This is a genomic window from Priestia sp. SRI_019 (assembly GCF_057586255.1).
This window is the reverse complement of sequence record NZ_JBYCZN010000004.1, coordinates 235979-255607: the sequence shown is the minus strand read 5'-3', so window position 1 is coordinate 255607 and position 19629 is coordinate 235979. Positions and strand designations below refer to the sequence as shown.

17 protein-coding genes are annotated in these 19629 nt (G+C 39.1%); 16 read left to right on the top strand and 1 reads right to left on the bottom strand.

The genetic code is table 11. The features are described from left to right. The first annotated feature begins 9 nt into the window (after positions 1 to 9). The 6 genes from AC2YJL_RS22195 to pyrG all read left to right on the top strand — a co-directional run bounded on the left by AC2YJL_RS22195 (position 10) and on the right by pyrG (position 9005). Complete coding sequence (locus tag AC2YJL_RS22195; RefSeq protein WP_251568942.1) at positions 10 to 1137, top strand: acyl-CoA dehydrogenase; 1128 nt, start codon at positions 10 to 12, stop codon at positions 1135 to 1137. 11 nt (positions 1138 to 1148) lie between these two features. Beyond that, complete coding sequence (locus AC2YJL_RS22190) at positions 1149 to 2282, top strand: acyl-CoA dehydrogenase (protein ID WP_013059833.1); 1134 nt, start codon at positions 1149 to 1151, stop codon at positions 2280 to 2282. A 27-nt stretch (positions 2283 to 2309) separates the two neighbouring features. Next, positions 2310 to 2954 (top strand): TetR/AcrR family transcriptional regulator, encoded by a 645-nt coding sequence (locus tag AC2YJL_RS22185; protein ID WP_057240004.1) that lies wholly within the window; start codon positions 2310 to 2312, stop codon positions 2952 to 2954. Next, positions 2951 to 6193 (top strand): fused isobutyryl-CoA mutase/GTPase IcmF, encoded by a 3243-nt coding sequence (gene icmF / locus AC2YJL_RS22180; RefSeq protein ID WP_230933810.1) that lies wholly within the window; start codon positions 2951 to 2953, stop codon positions 6191 to 6193. Before AC2YJL_RS22185 ends, icmF begins: the two co-directional genes overlap by 4 nt. A 350-nt stretch (positions 6194 to 6543) precedes the next feature. Beyond that, positions 6544 to 7077: a DNA-directed RNA polymerase subunit delta gene (gene rpoE / locus AC2YJL_RS22175; RefSeq protein ID WP_195695675.1), complete on the top strand. Its 534-nt coding sequence runs from the start codon at positions 6544 to 6546 to the stop codon at positions 7075 to 7077. Positions 7078 to 7397: 320 nt separating this feature from the next. After that, positions 7398 to 9005, top strand: coding sequence for a CTP synthase (pyrG, locus tag AC2YJL_RS22170; RefSeq protein WP_195695676.1), 1608 nt, complete (start codon positions 7398 to 7400; stop codon positions 9003 to 9005). Positions 9006 to 9044: 39 nt separating this feature from the next. Here pyrG and AC2YJL_RS22165 read toward each other — a convergent pair whose 3' ends face one another. Continuing rightward, entirely contained in the window at positions 9045 to 9575 is a 531-nt protein-coding gene (locus AC2YJL_RS22165; RefSeq protein WP_230933809.1) for a DUF2529 family protein, read from the bottom strand. Between the two features lie 237 nt (positions 9576 to 9812). On the opposite strand from AC2YJL_RS22165, the gene AC2YJL_RS22160 reads away from it, so the two are divergent. From AC2YJL_RS22160 to spoIIR, 10 genes are all read left to right on the top strand, one after another. Next, positions 9813 to 10187 (top strand): response regulator, encoded by a 375-nt coding sequence (locus tag AC2YJL_RS22160; protein WP_087944205.1) that lies wholly within the window; start codon positions 9813 to 9815, stop codon positions 10185 to 10187. Positions 10188 to 10411: 224 nt separating this feature from the next. Further along, a complete protein-coding gene (locus AC2YJL_RS22155) occupies positions 10412 to 11269 on the top strand; it encodes a class II fructose-bisphosphate aldolase (protein ID WP_013059826.1) in 858 nt (285 codons plus the stop codon). A gap of 137 nt (positions 11270 to 11406) precedes the next feature. After that, complete coding sequence (fsa, locus tag AC2YJL_RS22150) at positions 11407 to 12051, top strand: fructose-6-phosphate aldolase (RefSeq protein WP_013059825.1); 645 nt, start codon at positions 11407 to 11409, stop codon at positions 12049 to 12051. Positions 12052 to 12258: 207 nt separating this feature from the next. Further along, positions 12259 to 13545 (top strand): UDP-N-acetylglucosamine 1-carboxyvinyltransferase, encoded by a 1287-nt coding sequence (gene murA, locus AC2YJL_RS22145; RefSeq protein WP_013059824.1) that lies wholly within the window; start codon positions 12259 to 12261, stop codon positions 13543 to 13545. A 525-nt stretch (positions 13546 to 14070) separates the two neighbouring features. Then, positions 14071 to 15345, top strand: coding sequence for a transcription termination factor Rho (gene rho / locus AC2YJL_RS22140; RefSeq protein WP_013059823.1), 1275 nt, complete (start codon positions 14071 to 14073; stop codon positions 15343 to 15345). A 154-nt stretch (positions 15346 to 15499) separates the two neighbouring features. After that, a complete protein-coding gene (gene rpmE / locus AC2YJL_RS22135; protein ID WP_013085477.1) occupies positions 15500 to 15700 on the top strand; it encodes a 50S ribosomal protein L31 in 201 nt (66 codons plus the stop codon). A 204-nt stretch (positions 15701 to 15904) separates the two neighbouring features. After that, on the top strand, positions 15905 to 16519 hold the full coding sequence (locus AC2YJL_RS22130) for a thymidine kinase (RefSeq protein WP_226897604.1): 615 nt from the start codon (positions 15905 to 15907) through the stop codon (positions 16517 to 16519). Between the two features lie 138 nt (positions 16520 to 16657). Continuing rightward, positions 16658 to 17725: a peptide chain release factor 1 gene (gene prfA / locus AC2YJL_RS22125; protein ID WP_013059820.1), complete on the top strand. Its 1068-nt coding sequence runs from the start codon at positions 16658 to 16660 to the stop codon at positions 17723 to 17725. Then, positions 17725 to 18576 carry a peptide chain release factor N(5)-glutamine methyltransferase gene (gene prmC, locus AC2YJL_RS22120; protein ID WP_251568943.1) on the top strand — a complete coding sequence of 284 codons (852 nt, stop codon included), beginning with the start codon at positions 17725 to 17727 and terminating at the stop codon, positions 18574 to 18576. The genes prfA and prmC overlap by 1 nt, the downstream gene beginning before the upstream one ends. A gap of 121 nt (positions 18577 to 18697) precedes the next feature. Further along, a complete protein-coding gene (gene spoIIR, locus AC2YJL_RS22115) occupies positions 18698 to 19591 on the top strand; it encodes a stage II sporulation protein R (protein WP_050690851.1) in 894 nt (297 codons plus the stop codon). The last annotated feature ends 38 nt before the right edge of the window (positions 19592 to 19629 follow it).

The following is a 19629-nucleotide window of genomic DNA, read 5'->3' as shown; positions in this document are numbered from 1 at the left end:
AGTGGCGAAATGATCTTTTTTACGTCTGAACAACACATGATTAAAAAGATGGTAGCTGATTTTAGTGAAAAAGAAGTCGCTGCGGCTGTGCCAAACATGGAAAAGGGTGAATTTCCTCGAGGTTTATTAAAGCAGATGGCTGATCTTGGCCTGATGGGCATTCCCGTTCCTCAAATTTACGGAGGGGGCGGACTGGACTTTGTGTCGTACATGATTGCCATCCACGAAATATCAAAAGTAAGTCCAGCCCTCGGCGTCATTCTCTCTGTTCATACTTCTGTAGGTACGAATCCTATTGTCGTATTTGGGACGGAAGATCAAAAACAAAAGTATGTAAAAAAACTGGCGACAGGTGAATATTTAGGTGCTTTTTGTTTAACAGAACCTAGTGCAGGGTCTGATGCTGCAAGCTTAAAAACAAAGGCAGAACGAAAAGGAGACCACTATCTTTTAAATGGCTCAAAGCTTTTCATTACAAACGGTGGCGAAGCAGATACGTATATTGTATTTGCTAAAACGAATCCCGAACGCGGGTCGAGAGGGATGAGCGCTTTTATCGTTGAAAAGACGATGGAGGGATTTTCAGTAGGAAAAGATGAACATAAGATGGGCCTTCACGGTTCTCGAACGGTTCAACTTCACTTTGAAAATATCCAGGTGCCTGTAGAAAATCGTCTCGGAGAAGAAGGTGAAGGCTTTCGAATTGCGATGGCTAATTTAAATGCCGGAAGAATTGGTATTGCTGCTCAGGCGGTAGGAATTGCTGAGGGTGCGTTAACGGCAGCTAAAAACTATGCCAATGAACGATATCAATTCGGAAAACCGATTTTATCTCAGCAGGGTATTGCCTTTAAGCTGGCTGATATGGAAACGGCTGTTGAATCAGCGAAGCTTTTAATGTATAAAGCCGCTTTTTTATATGATCAAAAACTTCCTTGTAAAAAAGAAGCCTCAATGGCGAAATTATTTGCTTCCCAAACGGCCATGAATGTAGCAATCGATGCGGTTCAAGTTTTGGGAGGCTATGGTTATATGAAAGATTATCCAGTAGAGAGGTATTTTCGCGATGCCAAAGTATGCGAAATCTACGAAGGTACAAGCGAAATTCAGCGCATCGTCATTAGCAGTCAATTATAGGGGGAATAATCATGTTTTTTAAACTTTCAGAAGAACACGAAATGATTCGAAAAATGGTGCGGGACTTTGCCAAAAACGAAGTGGCTCCGACAGCTGCACAACGAGATGAAGAAGAGCGTTTTGACAGAGGAATCTTTACGCAAATGGCTGATCTAGGATTAACAGGTATTCCATGGCCGGAGCAATACGGAGGAATTGGCAGTGACTATCTAGCTTATTGCATTGCCGTTGAAGAACTGTCTAGAGTATGTGCATCAACAGGCGTTACTTTGTCGGCTCATACTTCTCTTGCCGGCTGGCCAATCTATACATTCGGAACAGAAGAACAAAAACAAAAATACCTGAAACCTATGGCAACGGGTGAGAAAATAGGTGCTTATGGGTTAACCGAACCGAGCGCTGGATCAGACGCAGGAGGAATGAGAACGCTCGCTGTAAAAGACGGAGAAGATTATATTTTAAATGGTTCTAAAATCTTCATTACAAACGGCGGCGAAGCGGATATTTACGTCGTATTTGCTCGCATCGACCCCAATGAAAAACGCACGAGCGCTTTTATTATTGAAAAAGATATGCCTGGATTTTCAGTTGGTAAAAAAGAAAAGAAACTGGGCATTCGCTCTTCACCTACCACAGAAATTATTTTCGAGGACTGCCGTGTTCCAAAAGAAAATTTGCTGGGAAATGAAGGAGAAGGATTTAAAGTTGCGATGATGACACTAGATGGCGGCCGAAATGGCATTGCAGCGCAGGCTGTAGGAATTGCTCAAGGGGCGTTAGATGCGGCTGTAGCTTATGCCAAGGAACGTCAGCAATTTGGTAAGCCAATTATTTCTCAGCAAGGAATTGCGTTTAAGTTAGCTGACATGGCCACGAGTATAGAAGCTGCAAGACTGTTAACCTATCAAGCTGCTTGGCTGGAGTCCCAAGGGCTGCCATATGGCAAAGAATCAGCCATGTCAAAATTATATGCCGGGGATACAGCAATGAAAGTAACGACAGAAGCTGTTCAAGTATTTGGAGGGTACGGTTATACAAAAGATTATCCAGTAGAACGTTTTATGAGAGATGCAAAAATCACGCAAATTTATGAAGGCACACAAGAAATTCAGCGTCTCGTCATTTCTAGGTATCTTGCTAAATAAAACACTTGTTGTAGGAGAGGTGAAAAAATGAAAAAGAGAGAAGTTCTCACATCCATTAAAGATGAAAAGCTGATTGTAGAGCGTCGTAATCAAATGATTAAAGGGGCCGTCACGCTATTTAAGGAAAAAGGTTTTCACCGAACAACAACAAGGGAAATTGCCAAAGCCGCTGGGTTCAGTATCGGTACACTTTACGAATATATTCACTCTAAAGAAGATGTTTTATATCTTGTATGTGACAATATTTACGATGAAGTGAGAGAGCGATTAGAAGAGATGGTGGTGGACCGTTATACAATCGCTGAGCTTCAACAAGCGATTCAGCACTATTTTAAAGTTGTGGATGAGCTTCAAGATGAAGTATTAGTCATGTACCAAGAAGCGAAATCACTGTCTAAAGATGCGCTTCCATATGTATTAAAAAAAGAGCTGGATATGGTTGAGATGTTTAAGGTTATTATCGAAGGCTGCGTAGAAAACAATCAATTTGCACTTACGGATAAAGAAATTTCGCTGTTTGCTCATCATTTATTTGTTCAAGGTCAGATGTGGGCATTTCGCAGATGGTGGCTGCAAAAGCATTATTCATTAGAAGAATATACAAATATGCAGTTAGATTTTTTACTTAAAAATTTTTCATTTCAACAACTGTGTGAGGGGGAGACAGTTTGAATACAAGCAAAAGACCGCTTCGTTTTTTAACCGCTTCTAGCCTGTTTGACGGCCACGACGCGTCCATTAATATTATGAGACGAATTCTTCAAGCCAAGGGGGTAGAAGTCATTCACCTGGGGCATAACCGATCTGTCGAAGAAATTGTTAACGCTTCCATACAAGAGGATGTTCAGGGGATTGCCATTTCTTCTTATCAAGGCGGCCATGTAGAATATTTTAAGTATATGTACGATTTACTCCACGAACAACAGGCTTCTCATATTAAAATTTATGGCGGAGGAGGAGGGGTAATTATTCCAAGTGAGATTCAAGAGCTTCATGATTACGGCATTTCTAAAATCTTTTCTCCGGAAGATGGACGAAAAATGGGGTTAGAAGGCATGATTCAATTCATGATTGATGATTGTTATTACACAAATCCACCTGCACTGCCGAAGGATCGAACCTTAACGCCAGCTAATGACCGTTTAATTGCCCAGCTTATTACATGCGCTGAAAATGAAGCCTATGAATACACAAAAGAGCACGCAGCTGCTCTTGAAGAAATCCGAGAAAGTGTAATCGAAAGCGAGACGGATCAAAAAATACCGGTTATTGGAATCACAGGAACAGGAGGAGCGGGGAAAAGTTCGCTTACGGATGAATTAGTAAGAAGGTTTATTGAACATATTCCAGATATTCATGTAGCTGTTTTATCCGTCGATCCAACTAAACAAAAAACCGGAGGAGCGCTTCTTGGGGATCGAATTCGCATGAACATCGCAGCGTCTCCTCGTGTGTATATGAGAAGTTTGGCCACACGTTCATCTGGACATGAGCTATCGGCGGCCATTCGAGATGGAATTGCCGTCGTGAAAAAAGCGGGTTTCGACATTATCATCGTCGAAACAAGCGGCATCGGGCAAGCTGATGCTCAAGTCAAAGATATTGCAAACGTCTCTCTTTATGTAATGACAAGCGAATTTGGCGCGCCGTCGCAGTTAGAAAAGATTGAAATGATTGATTACGCAGACTTTATTGTAATCAATAAATTTGAAAAAAAAGGTTCCGAAGACGCAAAAAAACAAGTGCAGCGTCAATATCAGCGTAATCATCAGCTGTTTGAAAATAATCTCTCTACCATGCCAATTTACGGAACAATTGCGAGTCAGTTCAACGACGGGGGAACAAATATTTTATTCGAAGATCTTGTAAATCATCTGCATCAAACATGCCGTACGTCTTGGCACGTAGAAAAATCATCAGAGCGCGTAAGTGAAAAGAAATATACCATCATTCCTAATGACCAACAGCAATATTTACAGGAGATTGTAAACAGCGTTCACTCTTATCACCGCAATTCGGATGTTCAAGTGCAAACAGCGCGTAAATTTTATCAGCTAGAGGGTGCTCTGGAGGAAGTGGAAACAGAAACAGCCAAGCAAGAGCTCACTCACCTAAAGGAGAAATATCAAAAACAGCTAACGGCTGAATCAATTGAAAAGCTGGAAAACTGGCCGAAATTAAAAAGTCAGTATGGGCAAGAAGAACTTATTACAAAGATAAGAAATAAAGAAATTAAAACCTCTCTGCAAGTTGATACCCTATCAGGACTGCGTATTCCGCGCGTGGCCCTTCCAAAAGTTAAAGAATACGGGGAAGTTCTTCGTTTTCTTTATAAAGAAAATGTGCCAGGAGCGTTTCCTTATACAGCAGGTGTTTTTCCGTTCAAACGAAAAGGTGAAGATCCTAAGCGTCAATTCGCAGGCGAAGGAACACCAGAACGAACAAATCGCCGCTTTCACTATTTGTCAAAAGATGATGAGGCTAAACGTTTAAGTACAGCGTTTGATTCTGTAACGCTTTATGGAGAAAATCCAGATCCAAGGCCGGATATCTTCGGGAAAATTGGCGAAAGCGGCGTAAATGTCTGTACGCTTGATGATATGAAACTCCTGTATAAAGGATTTGATCTTTGCCATCCGTCGACTTCCGTTTCGATGACGATCAATGGGCCAGCTCCAATATTACTAGCTATGTTTATGAATACCGCTATCAGTCAGCAGGTGGAAAAGAAGGAAGAGGAGCTGAAGCGTCCTTTAACAGAAGAGGAATACGAGGACGTAAAATCGGGTACGTTGCAACAAGTGAGAGGAACTGTTCAAGCGGATATTTTAAAAGAAGACCAAGGGCAAAATACGTGTATTTTTTCCACGGAATTTGCATTAAAAATGATGGGAGATATTCAGCAGTACTTTATTGACGAGAAAGTGCGCAACTATTATTCTGTTTCTATTTCAGGCTATCATATAGCTGAAGCAGGGGCTAACCCGATTTCTCAGCTAGCTTTTACATTGGCCAACGGCTTTACGTACGTGGAATATTACTTGAGTCGAGGCATGCACATTGATGATTTTGCTCCTAATTTATCATTTTTCTTTAGTAATGGACTTGACCCTGAATACACGGTTATTGGACGTGTAGCGAGAAGAATCTGGGCAATTGTGATGCGTGATAAATACGGCGCGAATGAACGCAGTCAAAAGCTTAAGTATCATATTCAAACATCCGGCCGATCGCTTCATGCACAGGAAATTAATTTTAATGATATACGTACCACGCTGCAAGCCTTAATGGCCCTTCATGACAACTGCAACTCCCTTCATACCAATGCGTATGATGAAGCAATTACAACACCGACAGAGGAATCTGTACGAAGAGCGATGGCCATTCAATTAATCATTACAAAAGAGCATGGATTAACTAAAAATGAAAATCCGCTACAGGGTTCTTTTATTATTGATGAACTAACAGACTTGGTAGAAGAGGCGGTACTGGCTGAGTTCCAACGCTTAAATGATCGAGGCGGCGTTTTAGGTGCGATGGAAATGCAGTATCAGCGAGGTAAGATTCAAGATGAATCGATGGAATATGAGATGCAAAAACATACGGGAGATTTACCTATTATAGGAGTAAATACGTATATTAATCCAAATGAAGAGGAAAATTCCTCAGGTGATGACATGCAGTTAGCCCGCGCATCAAAAGAAGAAAAAAATCATCAAATTAATCAGCTTCAGAAGTTTCAGCAGCAGCATGAAGAAAAAAGAGAAGATGCGCTGAAAAGGTTAAAGAAAGCTGCAACAGAAGGAGAGAACATTTTCAAAGAGTTAATGGAGACCGTTAAAGTAGCCAGCTTAGGAGAAATTACGCGAGCTTTATATGAATGCGGTGGGCAATATCGCCGAAATATGTAATAATGTATCGTTAGTATATAGTGATATATTAAAAGCCGAGATGACTGTTTGTGGGTCATCTCGGCTTTTATAGACTTAACCCTAGCTGAGTCAGAATAACTGATGGTGAATTCCTTTTGATTAAAGGATGCTGTTGGCTTATTAAGTAGAATGTATTATAGTGATAAAATGTCTATTTTTTCGTTGTTTTATGCGAAATTCTCGAGAATTTTAGAAACGAGGCTAGCATAAATGTATTGAATTTGTTTATAATGAATGGTATGTATTTATTCGTTTCCATCATTTACACATATGATGAATTGATTTAATAGATTTTCGATATACATAGCCATAGAAAGGATGTGCCAGATTTGAGTTTAGCACAGTACTCAAAAACGGATTTAAAAGAAATGTCGATGATTGAGATTGCTTATGCGCTTCTAGAAGAAAAAACAGATCGTCAAGCAATGTCATTCCAAGAAATTATTGCTGAAATTAAAGCAGCAGCTGAAATGTCAGATCAAGAATTAAAAACGAGATTAGCTCAGTTTTATACAGATATTAATATTGATGGTCGCTTTTTAACAGTAGGGGACAACCATTGGGGTCTTCGTGGATGGTATCCTTTTGACCAAGCTGAAGAAGAAGTTATTCCGGTTGCAAAACCTAAAAAGAAAAAAGCGAAAAAAGCTGTTGTTGAAGAAGTTGAAGATTTTGATGATTTAGAAGAAGATTTGGATTATGAAGACGTTGATGATCTAGAGGAAGAAGATTTTGAAGACATTGACGAGCTAGAAGAAGATGAAGATGATCTTGCAGAAGACGATTTTGACGATTTAGAAGATGATCTAGACGATGATGATGAAGAGGAAGAAGAAGATTATGAGGACGACAAAGAAAAATAATCCTTCTTGACTTTTTCAAGCGAAGTAGGTAGAATCTTTTTTGGGCTCTTTAAACAAGCATTTAAAAAGTTTTTATTTAAAATAGACTATTGCTCCCAATCCAGTTTTGGTATTGGGAGCAATTTTTTTATTTTATCTATCCATGTTTTACACCCCGATATGTTCTTATAAATCCTTGATAGAAACTTTCTTTTGGTTCTTGAACGTTTCACATTCATAAGGTTTCTTATAATTTCGCATGCACAATGAATGAATTGTGATTGTTTATGTGAAAACTTTTAATATTGTACAGTTCAAATTATTTAGAGGGGGAAGTATAGATGACAAAGTATATTTTCGTAACAGGCGGTGTTGTATCATCTCTAGGAAAAGGGATTACAGCAGCTTCTTTAGGCCGTTTATTAAAAAACCGTGGGTTGAACGTAACGATTCAAAAGTTTGATCCATACATTAACGTAGACCCAGGAACAATGAGTCCATACCAACACGGTGAGGTATTCGTAACGGATGATGGCGCGGAAACAGACTTAGACTTAGGTCACTATGAGCGTTTTATCGATATCAACTTAAATCGCTACAGCAACGTAACAACAGGTAAAGTATATTCAACAGTATTGAAAAAAGAGCGTCGCGGTGATTATTTAGGCGGAACAGTTCAGGTTATTCCGCACATCACAAATGAAATTAAAGAACGCGTTTTCCGTGCAGGTAAAGAAACAAATGCGGACGTTGTTATTACTGAAATCGGCGGAACGGTAGGAGATATTGAATCACTTCCTTTCCTAGAGGCTATTCGTCAAATCAAAAGTGATATTGGCCGTGACAATGTTATGTACATCCACTGTACACTTGTGCCATATTTAAAAGCTGCTGGTGAAATGAAAACAAAACCAACACAGCATAGTGTAAAAGAATTACGTAGCTTAGGCATTCAGCCAAATGTTATCGTTGTTCGTACAGAAATGCCAATTTCTGAAGATATGAAAGACAAGCTAGCTTTATTCTGCGACATTGATCCAAAAGCGGTTATTGAGTGTGCAGACGCTGAAACATTATATGAAATTCCACTATCTCTACAAGAGCAGCACCTAGATCAAATCACATGCGATCACTTGAAATTAGATTGCCAAGAAGCAGAAATGACTGAGTGGAAAGCACTGGTTGAGAAAGTAAAAGGACTTTCAAATACAACAAAAATTGCATTGGTTGGTAAGTATGTAGAGCTTCAAGATGCTTATATTTCTGTCGTAGAAGCAATGAAACATGCTGGATATGCATTCGATGCAGATGTAAACATCAAGTGGGTAAACTCGGAATTTGTAACAAAAGAAAATGTTCAAGATTTACTTGGTGATGTAGACGGTATCTTAGTTCCAGGTGGATTTGGTGATCGTGGAATTGAAGGTAAAATTGTAGCAACACAATATGCACGTGAGCAAAAAGTCCCATTCTTAGGTATTTGTTTAGGTATGCAGCTGGCATCAGTTGAGTTTGCGCGTAATGTATTAGGCTTAGAAGGCGCACATTCAGCAGAAATTGCACCTGAAACAAACTATCCAATTATCGACTTATTACCAGAACAAAAAGACGTAGAAGACCTAGGTGGTACACTGCGCTTAGGACTATACCCTTGTAAATTGTCTGAAGATACGCTTGCATATAAAGCATATCAAGATGAAGTGGTATATGAGCGTCATCGTCACCGTTATGAATTCAATAACGAATACCGTCAACAAATGGAAGAGAAAGGCTTTATCTTCTCTGGTACAAGCCCAGACGGCCGTTTAATTGAAATTGTAGAGCTAAAAGACCACCCATGGTTCTTGGCTTCACAATTCCACCCAGAGTTTACTTCTCGTCCAACTAGACCGCAACCATTGTTCAAAGAATTTATTCGCGCATCAATGGAATCAAGTCAAAACAAATAAGTGAAATAAAAAACACGCTGTCTTTAGACAGCGTGTTTTTTATTCATATTCTTCTACGATTTCTTTTAATGTGAAAGTTAAACCGTAGTACGCGTATAAAGCGACCATCATTGCTGGAAAACCAAATCTTGAGCCGTCTTCTCCAGGAATAAGCGGCTTTAACAATTTTGTATCAATATGCGCATCTGCGAGTGCTGTTAAAGAAGGCTCGGTTATCTTTTTAGGAACAGCAGCAATGCTAACAAATGGAATATCGTGTTTCTTTAAACTTTCAGCTATTTCCACTGCTTTATTATCTGTTGAAAATCGAGAGACAAGCAGTACGCGATCAACGCTAGTCAGCTGATCTAATTCATGTAAAGGCAAAGCTTTTGCCTGACTTAAAGGTTCTGCACTGCTTAGTGCTTCAAGCGTAATGGCGTGCATTTCTTCTACGCCATAAATATAAATAAATCCTTCTCCGACAGAGGCTTGTGCTAAAATACGCGCGGCATCTTCAAATTGGAATTCTTCTTGTTCTTCAATTCGTTTAAAAAAACCTGAAAGTTGAGTTGTGAAAATTTTAAGCATAGAATCTCCCTTCGATTTAAGCGGCTAAAGCCGTCTATCTACACATTATAACGAAAAAAGCTATCTGTATTCTATCTTGAAATGAGCTACAATGAAAGTAAAGTGCAATGAAGTTGGATAGATGACAAAAAAAGCTATGTTTTGTAACAATTTCTCTAATTAGCAGGGATTTTTGTTTTAAAGGCGAAATACATATGTTAGTTTTGTCTGTAGAAGAGGAATATAAAAGGTGGGATTATATTGGCAGAGAAAATTTTAATTGTTGATGATCAGTATGGTATACGTATTTTATTAACGGAAGTGCTGCAAAAAGAAGGCTATACAACATTTCAAGCGGCGAACGGCTTCCAGGCGATTGATATTACAAAAGAGCAAGCACCGGATCTTGTCTTATTAGATATGAAAATTCCAGGAATGGATGGAATTGAAATTTTAAAAAGGTTAAAGCAGCACGATGAAACGATTAAAGTCATCATTATGACCGCTTATGGTGAATTGGATATGATTCAAGAAGCAAAAGATTTAGGAGCATTAACACACTTTGCAAAACCGTTTGATATTGATGAAATCCGAAAAGTTGTTAGGGAATATATACCAGTAAAGTCGAATTAAGGTTTTGGTAGGGTTTTCATCCTAACAAATTTTGAATATCAGCCTAAAAATGTTGCTGTTTTCATTGTTAGTTGGTATCCTAATTACTGTATTCATAATTCGACAATCTATTATGTAAAGATGCGCGTTGTTTCTACATGAAACACTCAATTCAAGAGCATACTATTTGAGTGTGCCTTTTGGTTAGCATCTAATCTAAGGTTGATTTTAAGGAGGATTTCAATATGCCTTTAGTATCAATGAAAGAAATGCTTATTACAGCAAAAGAACAAGGCTATGCAGTAGGTCAATTTAACTTAAATAACTTAGAGTTTACTCAAGCTATTCTTCAAGCAGCAAAAGAAGAAAACTCTCCAGTTATTCTTGGTGTATCTGAAGGTGCAGCACGCTACATGGGCGGTTTCAAAACTGTTGTAGCAATGGTTGAAGCTCTAATCGAAGATTACGACGTTCAAGTACCAGTTGCAATTCACTTAGACCACGGTTCAAGCTTTGAATCATGTGCAAAAGCAATCCATGCTGGATTCACTTCTGTAATGATCGATGCTTCTCACCACCCATTTGAAGAAAACATTGCAATTACTTCTAAAGTAGTTGAACTAGCTCACTTCCACGGAGTATCTGTAGAAGCAGAACTAGGAACTGTTGGTGGACAAGAAGACGACGTTATTGCTGAGGGCGTTATCTATGCAGATGCTAACGAGTGTGAAGAACTTGTTAACCGTACAGGTATCGATTGCTTAGCTCCAGCATTAGGATCAGTTCACGGACCATACAAAGGTGAACCAAACCTAGGTTTTGCTGAAATGAAAGAAATCGGAGATCGTACAGGTTTACCATTAGTTTTACACGGTGGAACTGGTATTCCAACAAAAGATATCCAAAAATCAGTTTCTTTAGGTACTGCTAAAATCAACGTAAACACTGAAAACCAAATTGCTTCAGCTAAAGCTGTTCGTGAAGTATTAGCTGCGCAACCTGAACAATATGATCCACGTAAATACTTAGGACCTGCTCGCGAAGCAATCAAAGAAACGGTTCAAGGTAAAATGCGTGAATTCGGTTCTTCTAACAAAGCATAATTTGAAATCTTCGGATTGCCTGTTTGCAATTAGTTGAGTCTGAAAAATAAAACCGTCTTATTTTTATTGTAAGGCGGTTTTATTTTTACTATAATTTTCTTATCATTCTGAATACATAACACAGGGGGATGGCATTCATGAAGTTTTTTATTGATACGGCTAACTTAGACGAAATTAAGGAAGCGCATTCATTAGGTTTGTTAGCGGGGGTTACAACAAATCCTAGTTTAGTAGCTAAAGAGAACATCACGTTTGAAGATCGTCTTCGTGAAATTACAGAATTTGTTGAAGGGTCTGTAAGTGCAGAAGTGATTGCGCTTGATGCAGAAGGCATGATTCGCGAAGGAAAAGAGCTTGCCGCGATTGCGCCGAATATTACAATCAAGGTACCGATGACTCCAGATGGCTTAAAAGCAGTAAAAGAATTTACTAGTTTAGGTATTAAGACAAACGTTACGCTTATTTTCTCAGCTAACCAAGCGTTAATGGCAGCAAGAGCAGGTGCTACTTACGTATCGCCTTTCTTAGGAAGATTAGACGATATTGGTTTTAATGGTCTCGATTTAATCTCAGATATCGCCGATATTTTTGCGATTCATGACATTCCATCAGAAATTATTGCAGCATCTATTCGTCATCCGATGCACGTAACAGAAGCTGCAAAAAATGGAGCACATATTGCGACAATTCCTTACAAAGTTTTAATGCAATTGTTCAAACATCCGTTAACAAACGCAGGAATTGACCAATTTTTGGCAGATTGGGAAAAACGAAATGTCTAAACATGTATAAATTTGTGTGGCGTTTACCATCCTGACAGGTGAATGCCATATTTTTCTTTTATCTTGTCGAAACTATACATGATTTTTTCATTTTCGTGTACACTAGTAGGTAATAGGAAAAATAACCATTCTTTTAGGTATTCTTTGTACCAAAATTTTCCTCAATTACTAGGTGAGAAACTTTCTTTCACTAGAAGGGAGCTATAAATGGAAAAGTTAAAAATACAAGGTGGCTTTACCTTAAGTGGATCCGTCCGCGTCAGTGGTGCTAAAAATAGTGCCGTTGCGCTTATTCCAGCAACAATTTTAGCCGAGTCACCTGTTACAATTGAAGGTCTGCCCGATATTTCAGACGTGCAGTTATTAGGGGATTTAGTTGAAGAAATTGGTGGGAAAGTAACCATTGATAACGACGAATTAACAGTAGATCCATCCGGAATGGTTGCAATGCCTTTACCGAACGGAAAAGTAAAAAAATTACGCGCTTCTTATTATTTAATGGGGGCGATGTTGGGACGCTTTAAAAAAGCGGTAGTTGGGCTTCCAGGAGGCTGTTACCTTGGTCCTAGACCAATCGATCAGCACATTAAAGGCTTTGAAGCTCTTGGCGCGAAAGTAACAAATGAGCAAGGAGCTATTTACATTCGAGCTGAGGAATTGATTGGTGCTCGAATTTATTTAGACGTTGTTAGCGTAGGAGCAACAATCAATATTATGCTTGCTGCTGTAAGAGCAAAAGGGCGTACCGTTATTGAGAATGCTGCTAAAGAGCCTGAAATTATTGATGTAGCTACGTTACTGACAAGTATGGGTGCCCGTATTAAAGGTGCAGGTACGGATGTTATTCGAATTGATGGAGTAGATCAATTAAAAGGATGCCGTCATTCCATCATTCCAGACCGAATTGAAGCAGGCACGTATATGATCATGGGAGCGAGTATGGGAAAAGAAGTTGTTGTTGACAACGTTATCCCTCAGCACTTGGAGTCATTAACGGCTAAAATGCGTGAGATGGGTATTCATATCGAAACAAGCTCAGATCAGATTCTTGTAGCGACTCGTCAGCTATTGAAGCCTGTAGATATTAAGACGCTAGTATATCCAGGTTTCCCAACTGATTTACAGCAGCCATTTACGACGCTTCTAACAAGAGCGTCTGGTACAAGCGTTGTGACGGATACAATTTACGGTGCAAGGTTTAAGCATATTGATGAGCTGAGACGAATGAATGCATCTGTTAAGGTAGAAGGACGTTCTGCTATTATTAATGGCCCTATTCACTTACAAGGTGCGCGTGTGAAAGCGTCTGACTTACGAGCAGGAGCAGCTCTCGTAACCGCTGGCTTAATGGCCAAAGGGATTACAGAGGTAACGGGTTTAGAGCACATTGACCGTGGTTACAGTCATTTAGTAGACAAGCTATCGGATTTAGGGGCAATGATTTGGCGTGAAGAGATGACTCAAGAGGAAATTGAGCAATTTCAAAATTCATAAAGGCAAATCGGTGCCACAGTCATGAAAGCAAAGTTTAGAAATGAGCTTTTTAATAAGCTACACAGGCGTAGGAGCGTTCTTCTATGTCTGTGTAGCTTATATATTTATGAATAGGGTAAATAGATAAAAAGGGAAGCTAAAAGATAAATTTCCTTTCTTATTTTAACGTCCAGTTTATTTCCTTTAATGTGAAATTATGAAAAGGTTTTCCTCGCTTCTCGTAAGCTATTAAATTTCCTTTTTTTTATTCATCTTCTAAAGTAAAAAAAGATTGATTAAAAAGATAGAAAAAGGTTAGAATATAAATTGCTACGTTAAATTTATCAAGATAATATAAATGGTTTTATGTCGGAATTATTCTTCTAAAAGTGTATAGTTAATCAATTGATTCTACTTATTATACTTCAAAGGTTATATTCTCCATTTTCACAGATTTATTCCATCCATATCATCTCTCAATTTTATATTTGAATTTAATATGGGAGGAACGGTTAAAAATTATTCATTATAAAGCGTGGTGTCCTAATGAACTTAACATTATCCAGTTTAGAAAATATGAAATTAAAAGAGCTATATGAACATGCTCGTGAGTATAAAGTTTCGTACTATAGTAAATTAACGAAAAAAGAACTTGTCTTTGCTATTTTAAAGGCTCAAGCTGAACAAGATGGGCTTTTATTTATGGAAGGCGTTCTTGAAATTATTCAGTCAGAAGGATTCGGTTTCTTACGACCAATTAACTATTCACCGAGTTCAGAAGATATTTATATCTCAGCTTCACAAATTCGTCGCTTCGATCTGCGTAATGGAGACAAGGTATCGGGAAAAGTTCGTCCTCCAAAAGAAAATGAGCGCTACTACGGATTATTACATGTAGAAGCAGTAAACGGAGAAGATCCGGAAACGTCAAAAGATCGCGTGCATTTTCCAGCGCTAACGCCGATTTACCCAAATGAGCAAATGCTGCTAGAAACTCAGCCAAGAAGTTTCTCTACGCGTATTATTGACTTGATTTCACCAATTGGATTCGGGCAAAGGGGACTAATTGTCGCGCCGCCAAAAGCAGGTAAAACGATGCTGTTAAAAGAAATTGCCAATAGCATTACAACGAATCATCCTGATGCAGAATTGATTGTCCTTCTTATTGATGAGCGTCCTGAGGAAGTGACGGACATTGAGCGTTCGGTTGACGGTGATGTTGTCAGTTCTACATTTGACGAAGTGCCAGAAAACCACATTAAAGTAGCGGAACTTGTCCTTGAACGTGCGATGAGATTAGTCGAACATAAGAAAGATGTTGTCATTTTGATGGATAGCATCACAAGACTTGCTCGTGCTTATAACTTAGTTATTCCACCGAGCGGTCGTACACTATCAGGGGGTATTGACCCGGCTGCTTTTCACCGTCCAAAACGATTCTTTGGAGCTGCTCGTAACATTGAAGATGGAGGCAGCTTAACCATTCTAGCAACAGCCTTAATTGATACAGGCTCTCGTATGGATGATGTTATTTATGAAGAATTTAAAGGTACAGGTAACATGGAACTGCATCTAGATCGTTCACTAGCTGAAAAACGTATCTTCCCTGCGATTGACATTCGTCGCTCAGGCACACGTAAAGAAGAGCTGTTAATTCCAAAAGAGCATTTAGACCACTTATGGGCAATTCGTAAATCAATGGCAGATGCTCCTGATTTTGCAGAAAAATTCTTAAAACGTTTACGTCAAACAAAGACAAATGAAGAGTTCTTTTCGATGTTAACGGAAGAGAAAAAAACGCTTCTAGCAAATAAACGATAAGTTATAAAACATGTGGTTGCAAAAGCATACAACCCTTGTTATAATTTCATCATGTGTGTTGATAAAGTACACAGTGAAATAGTTACTATTTCATCACTATCTTTATCAATAAACTCTGTTTCAGAATGATTCAGGGCGGAAGGAGATGAAACGAATGAAAACAGGAATTCATCCAAACTATAAAACAGTTATGGTTAAATGTACTTGCGGAAACGAATTTGAAAGTGGTTCTGTAAAAGAAGAGATCCGCGTTGAGACTTGTTCTGAATGTCACCCATTCTACACTGGTCGTCAAAAATTCGCTGAAGCTGGTGGCCGTGTTGATCGCTTCAACAAAAAATACGGTCTTAAATAATCACATTGTCGAAACAAACAGGCAAGTAGCTTAACTTCTTGCCTGTTTTTTTGCTTATAAAAGTAGAAAAACAGTGTCTGCTTGATAAAAAAGTGGGTACTTTATCATAGGAATAAGATCTACATAGAAGACGTAGATTAAGTTAGTAGCGGTTCGCTCAGAAACGGAACGAGAAGAAGGGAGAGTCCCGCAGTGGTGTACGTAATGAAACAAAGCGGTTGGATAGAAGTAATTTGTGGCAGTATGTTTTCAGGGAAATCAGAAGAGTTAATTCGACGTGTGCGCCGTACGCAGTTTGCTAAACAAAAAGCACAAGTGTTCAAGCCTGCAATTGATAATCGATATAGCGAAGAAGCGGTCGTTTCACATAATGGTACATCTGTTATGGCTTATTCAATCTCGGCATCGCGCGATATTTTAAAGCGAGTAGATGAAGAGACAGACGTAGTAGCGATAGATGAAGTACAGTTTTTTGACACAGATATTTTAGAAATTGTTCAATCTTTAGCAGATCAAGGCTTTCGTGTGATTGTAGCGGGGTTAGATCAAGACTTCAAAGGTGAACCTTTTGGACAAATGCCGCAGTTAATGGCTATTGCAGAATCTGTAACAAAGCTACAGGCCGTGTGCGCTTCATGTGGCTCTCCTGCGAGCCGTACGCAGCGTTTGATTAACGGTGAGCCTGCTTCTTATGACGACCCTATTATTTTAGTCGGTGCGTCTGAATCGTACGAACCAAGATGTCGTCATTGCCACGTTGTGCAAAAGTCTAAAGGACAAGCTGTGTCTGTGGACTCAAGCGAAATGGTCGAAAAATAAAGCAAGAATTTTATGATGATAAAAACAGAACGCGCAGTTCTGTTTTTTTGTTCATATACGTGTATTAACAAGGTTTTGACTCTATTTTAAAGCTATACTATAATTACAATGTTATGGATAAAGAATGAGGTGAATGACGTGTTTGATCGTTTAGAAGCGGTAGAGGCGCGCTATGAGAAGTTAAACGAACTTCTGAGTGACCCTGAGATCGTAAACAACCCCTCTAAGTTGAGAGAATATTCGAAGGAACAATCAGATATACAACAAACGGTAGCTGCTTATCAGGAATACAAAGATGTAAAAGAGCAGTTATCAGAAGCGAAAACGATGCTTGAAGATAAGCTTGATGCAGATATGCGTGACATGGTAAAAGAAGAAATTGCCGAGTTAGAAACGCAGCAAGAAGAGCTAGTTGAAAAGCTACGTATTTTATTAATTCCAAAAGATCCAAACGATGATAAAAACGTAATCATGGAGGTTCGTGGAGCTGCTGGCGGAGATGAAGCAGCATTATTTGCAGCTAATTTGTACCGGATGTATTCGCGCTTTGCTGAATCACAAGGCTGGAAAACAGAAGTAATGGAAGCAACGACTACTGGAGTAGGCGGTTATAAAGAAATTATCTTTATGATTAACGGTAAAGGTGCTTACTCAAAGATGAAATTTGAAAACGGCGCACACCGTGTTCAACGAGTTCCTGAAACAGAATCAGGCGGTCGTATTCATACATCTACAGCAACGGTAGCATGTCTTCCTGAAGCAGAAGAAGTCGAAGTGGACATTCATGAAAAAGACATCCGTGTAGATACATTTGCTTCAAGTGGACCTGGTGGCCAAAGTGTTAATACGACGATGTCAGCCGTTCGTTTAACGCATTTACCAACAAATACAGTGGTATCATGTCAAGATGAAAAGTCTCAGATTAAAAATAAAGAAAAAGCCATGAAAGTATTGCGTGCTCGCGTGTACGATAAGTTTCAGCGAGAAGCACAAGCAGAGTACGATGCAACGCGCAAACAAGCAGTTGGATCAGGAGATCGCTCCGAGCGTATCCGTACGTATAACTTCCCGCAAAATCGCGTAACGGACCACCGTATTGGTCTGACGATTCAAAAGCTAGATCAAATCTTAGAAGGCAAGCTTGATGAAATTATCGATGCATTAGTCATGGAAGACCAAGCGCGCCGAATGGAAGATTCGAACTAATGAAAGTATTTGAAGCCCTTAAGTGGGCTTCTTCTTTTTTGAAAGAGGCAAAGCGAGATGAAAACGCGGGAGAACTCTTGCTTCGCCATCACTTGCAGATGACGAGAACTCATTTGCTAGGTGCTCTGCAGGAAGAACTAGAAGAAGAAAGTCTAAAAAGATTTGAACAAGATGTCCATGCTCATAAAGCAGGTATGCCTGTACAATATCTAATCGGGACAGAAGAATTTTACGGGCGTTCATTTATTGTAAACGAACATGTATTAATTCCAAGACCCGAAACGGAAGAGCTGGTATACGGAATGATTTCTCGAATAAAAAAAGAATTTCAACACCAGCCTATTGAGCTTGTAGATATTGGAACGGGAAGTGGAGCAATTGCTATCACTTTAGCTTTGGAGCTTGACAGAGTGGAAGTTACAGCAACCGATATAGCTATAGAATCTTTAAGCGTAGCCAAAGAAAATGCTCAAAACCTGGAGGCTGCTGTCACGTTTATACAGGGAGATCTATTACAACCATTTCTATTATCAAATCAGAAATTTGATGTGATTGTGTCTAATCCGCCTTATATTCCAGCAGATGATGAGTTGTCCACAGTGGTAAAAGATCACGAGCCAAACCGAGCTCTTTTTGGTGGAAAAGATGGCCTGGATTTTTATCGACGTTTCATGGAAGAGCTGCCATATGTGACGAAGTCAAATAGTATTATTGGATTTGAAGTCGGGGCCGGACAGACAAAAGATGTAGCTGAGATGCTGGAAAAAACGTTTCCGACAGCTTTTGTAGAATGTGTATATGATATTAATGGAAAAGATCGAATGGTTTTTGCACAACTTCGTGAGAACTAAAAAAATCAGAGGGAAGGATTTTCCCTTTGGTTTTTGAAAATCATGCATTTTTTTACTAAATTACTAGTTTAAGATATCTTGCTTTCGGCCATACTGTTCCTATGAAAGGGCGGTGGCCGAAATGAAGAAATATGCTATCATTTATTTTATTTTATTAATTATTGGAGCAAATGCTCAACTTATATATACACATAACCAAGTGCAGGCAGATCAGCCTGCGGTCATTCCAGACGAGGCGATTCGACTGCGCATTTTAGCAAACAGCGATGGTGAAAAAGACCAGTACGTAAAACGTCTGATTCGTGACCGGGTGAACGAACAAATTACAGAATGGGTAAAAGATTTAACATCTGTAACTGTAGCTCGAAAAACGATTAAAGAAAATTTGCCGGCGCTTGAAACAATTGCGAAAGAAGTGTTAAAAGAAGAAGGCGTAAATGAATCTGTTCATGTTAAATTCGGAAAAGTAGAGTTTCCTACTAAGTTGTACGGTCAGTTCTTATATCCAGCAGGGGAGTATGAAGCCGTGCTTATTACTCTTGGCAAAGGAGAGGGAGCAAACTGGTGGTGTGTACTATTTCCTCCTTTATGCTTCTTAGATTTCTCAAACGGTGAAGCGGTAAAAGCGCCGGAGCCATCTGAAGAAGAGCCAACGGAAGAAAAAGAGAAACCAGCAGTTTCTGAATCAAAATCTGCAGACAAAACAGATGACAAATCGGCTGAAAGTAAAGAGCCTGCAGTGAAAACAGAAATTCAATCTGCAACTATTACATCGGATTCTATTGAGCAGAAAGCTGAGGAATCTTCTCAACCAACAGTATCTTCTAAAGAAGCAACTGCAAAAGATACAAGCAGCACAGTAAAGGAAGAGACAAGTGCTAAGGCTGAAAAAAAGGAAAGTAAAGAAGCTGAAAAGTCTGTTTCATCTAAGAAAAAAGCTGATTCTAAATCAAAAGAAGATTCTGTAGAAGTTAAGTTTTTTGTAGTAGAATGGGTATCGTCAGTATTTAATTAATAGAATCATTAAAAATAAAATTCAGTTCTACTTTTTTT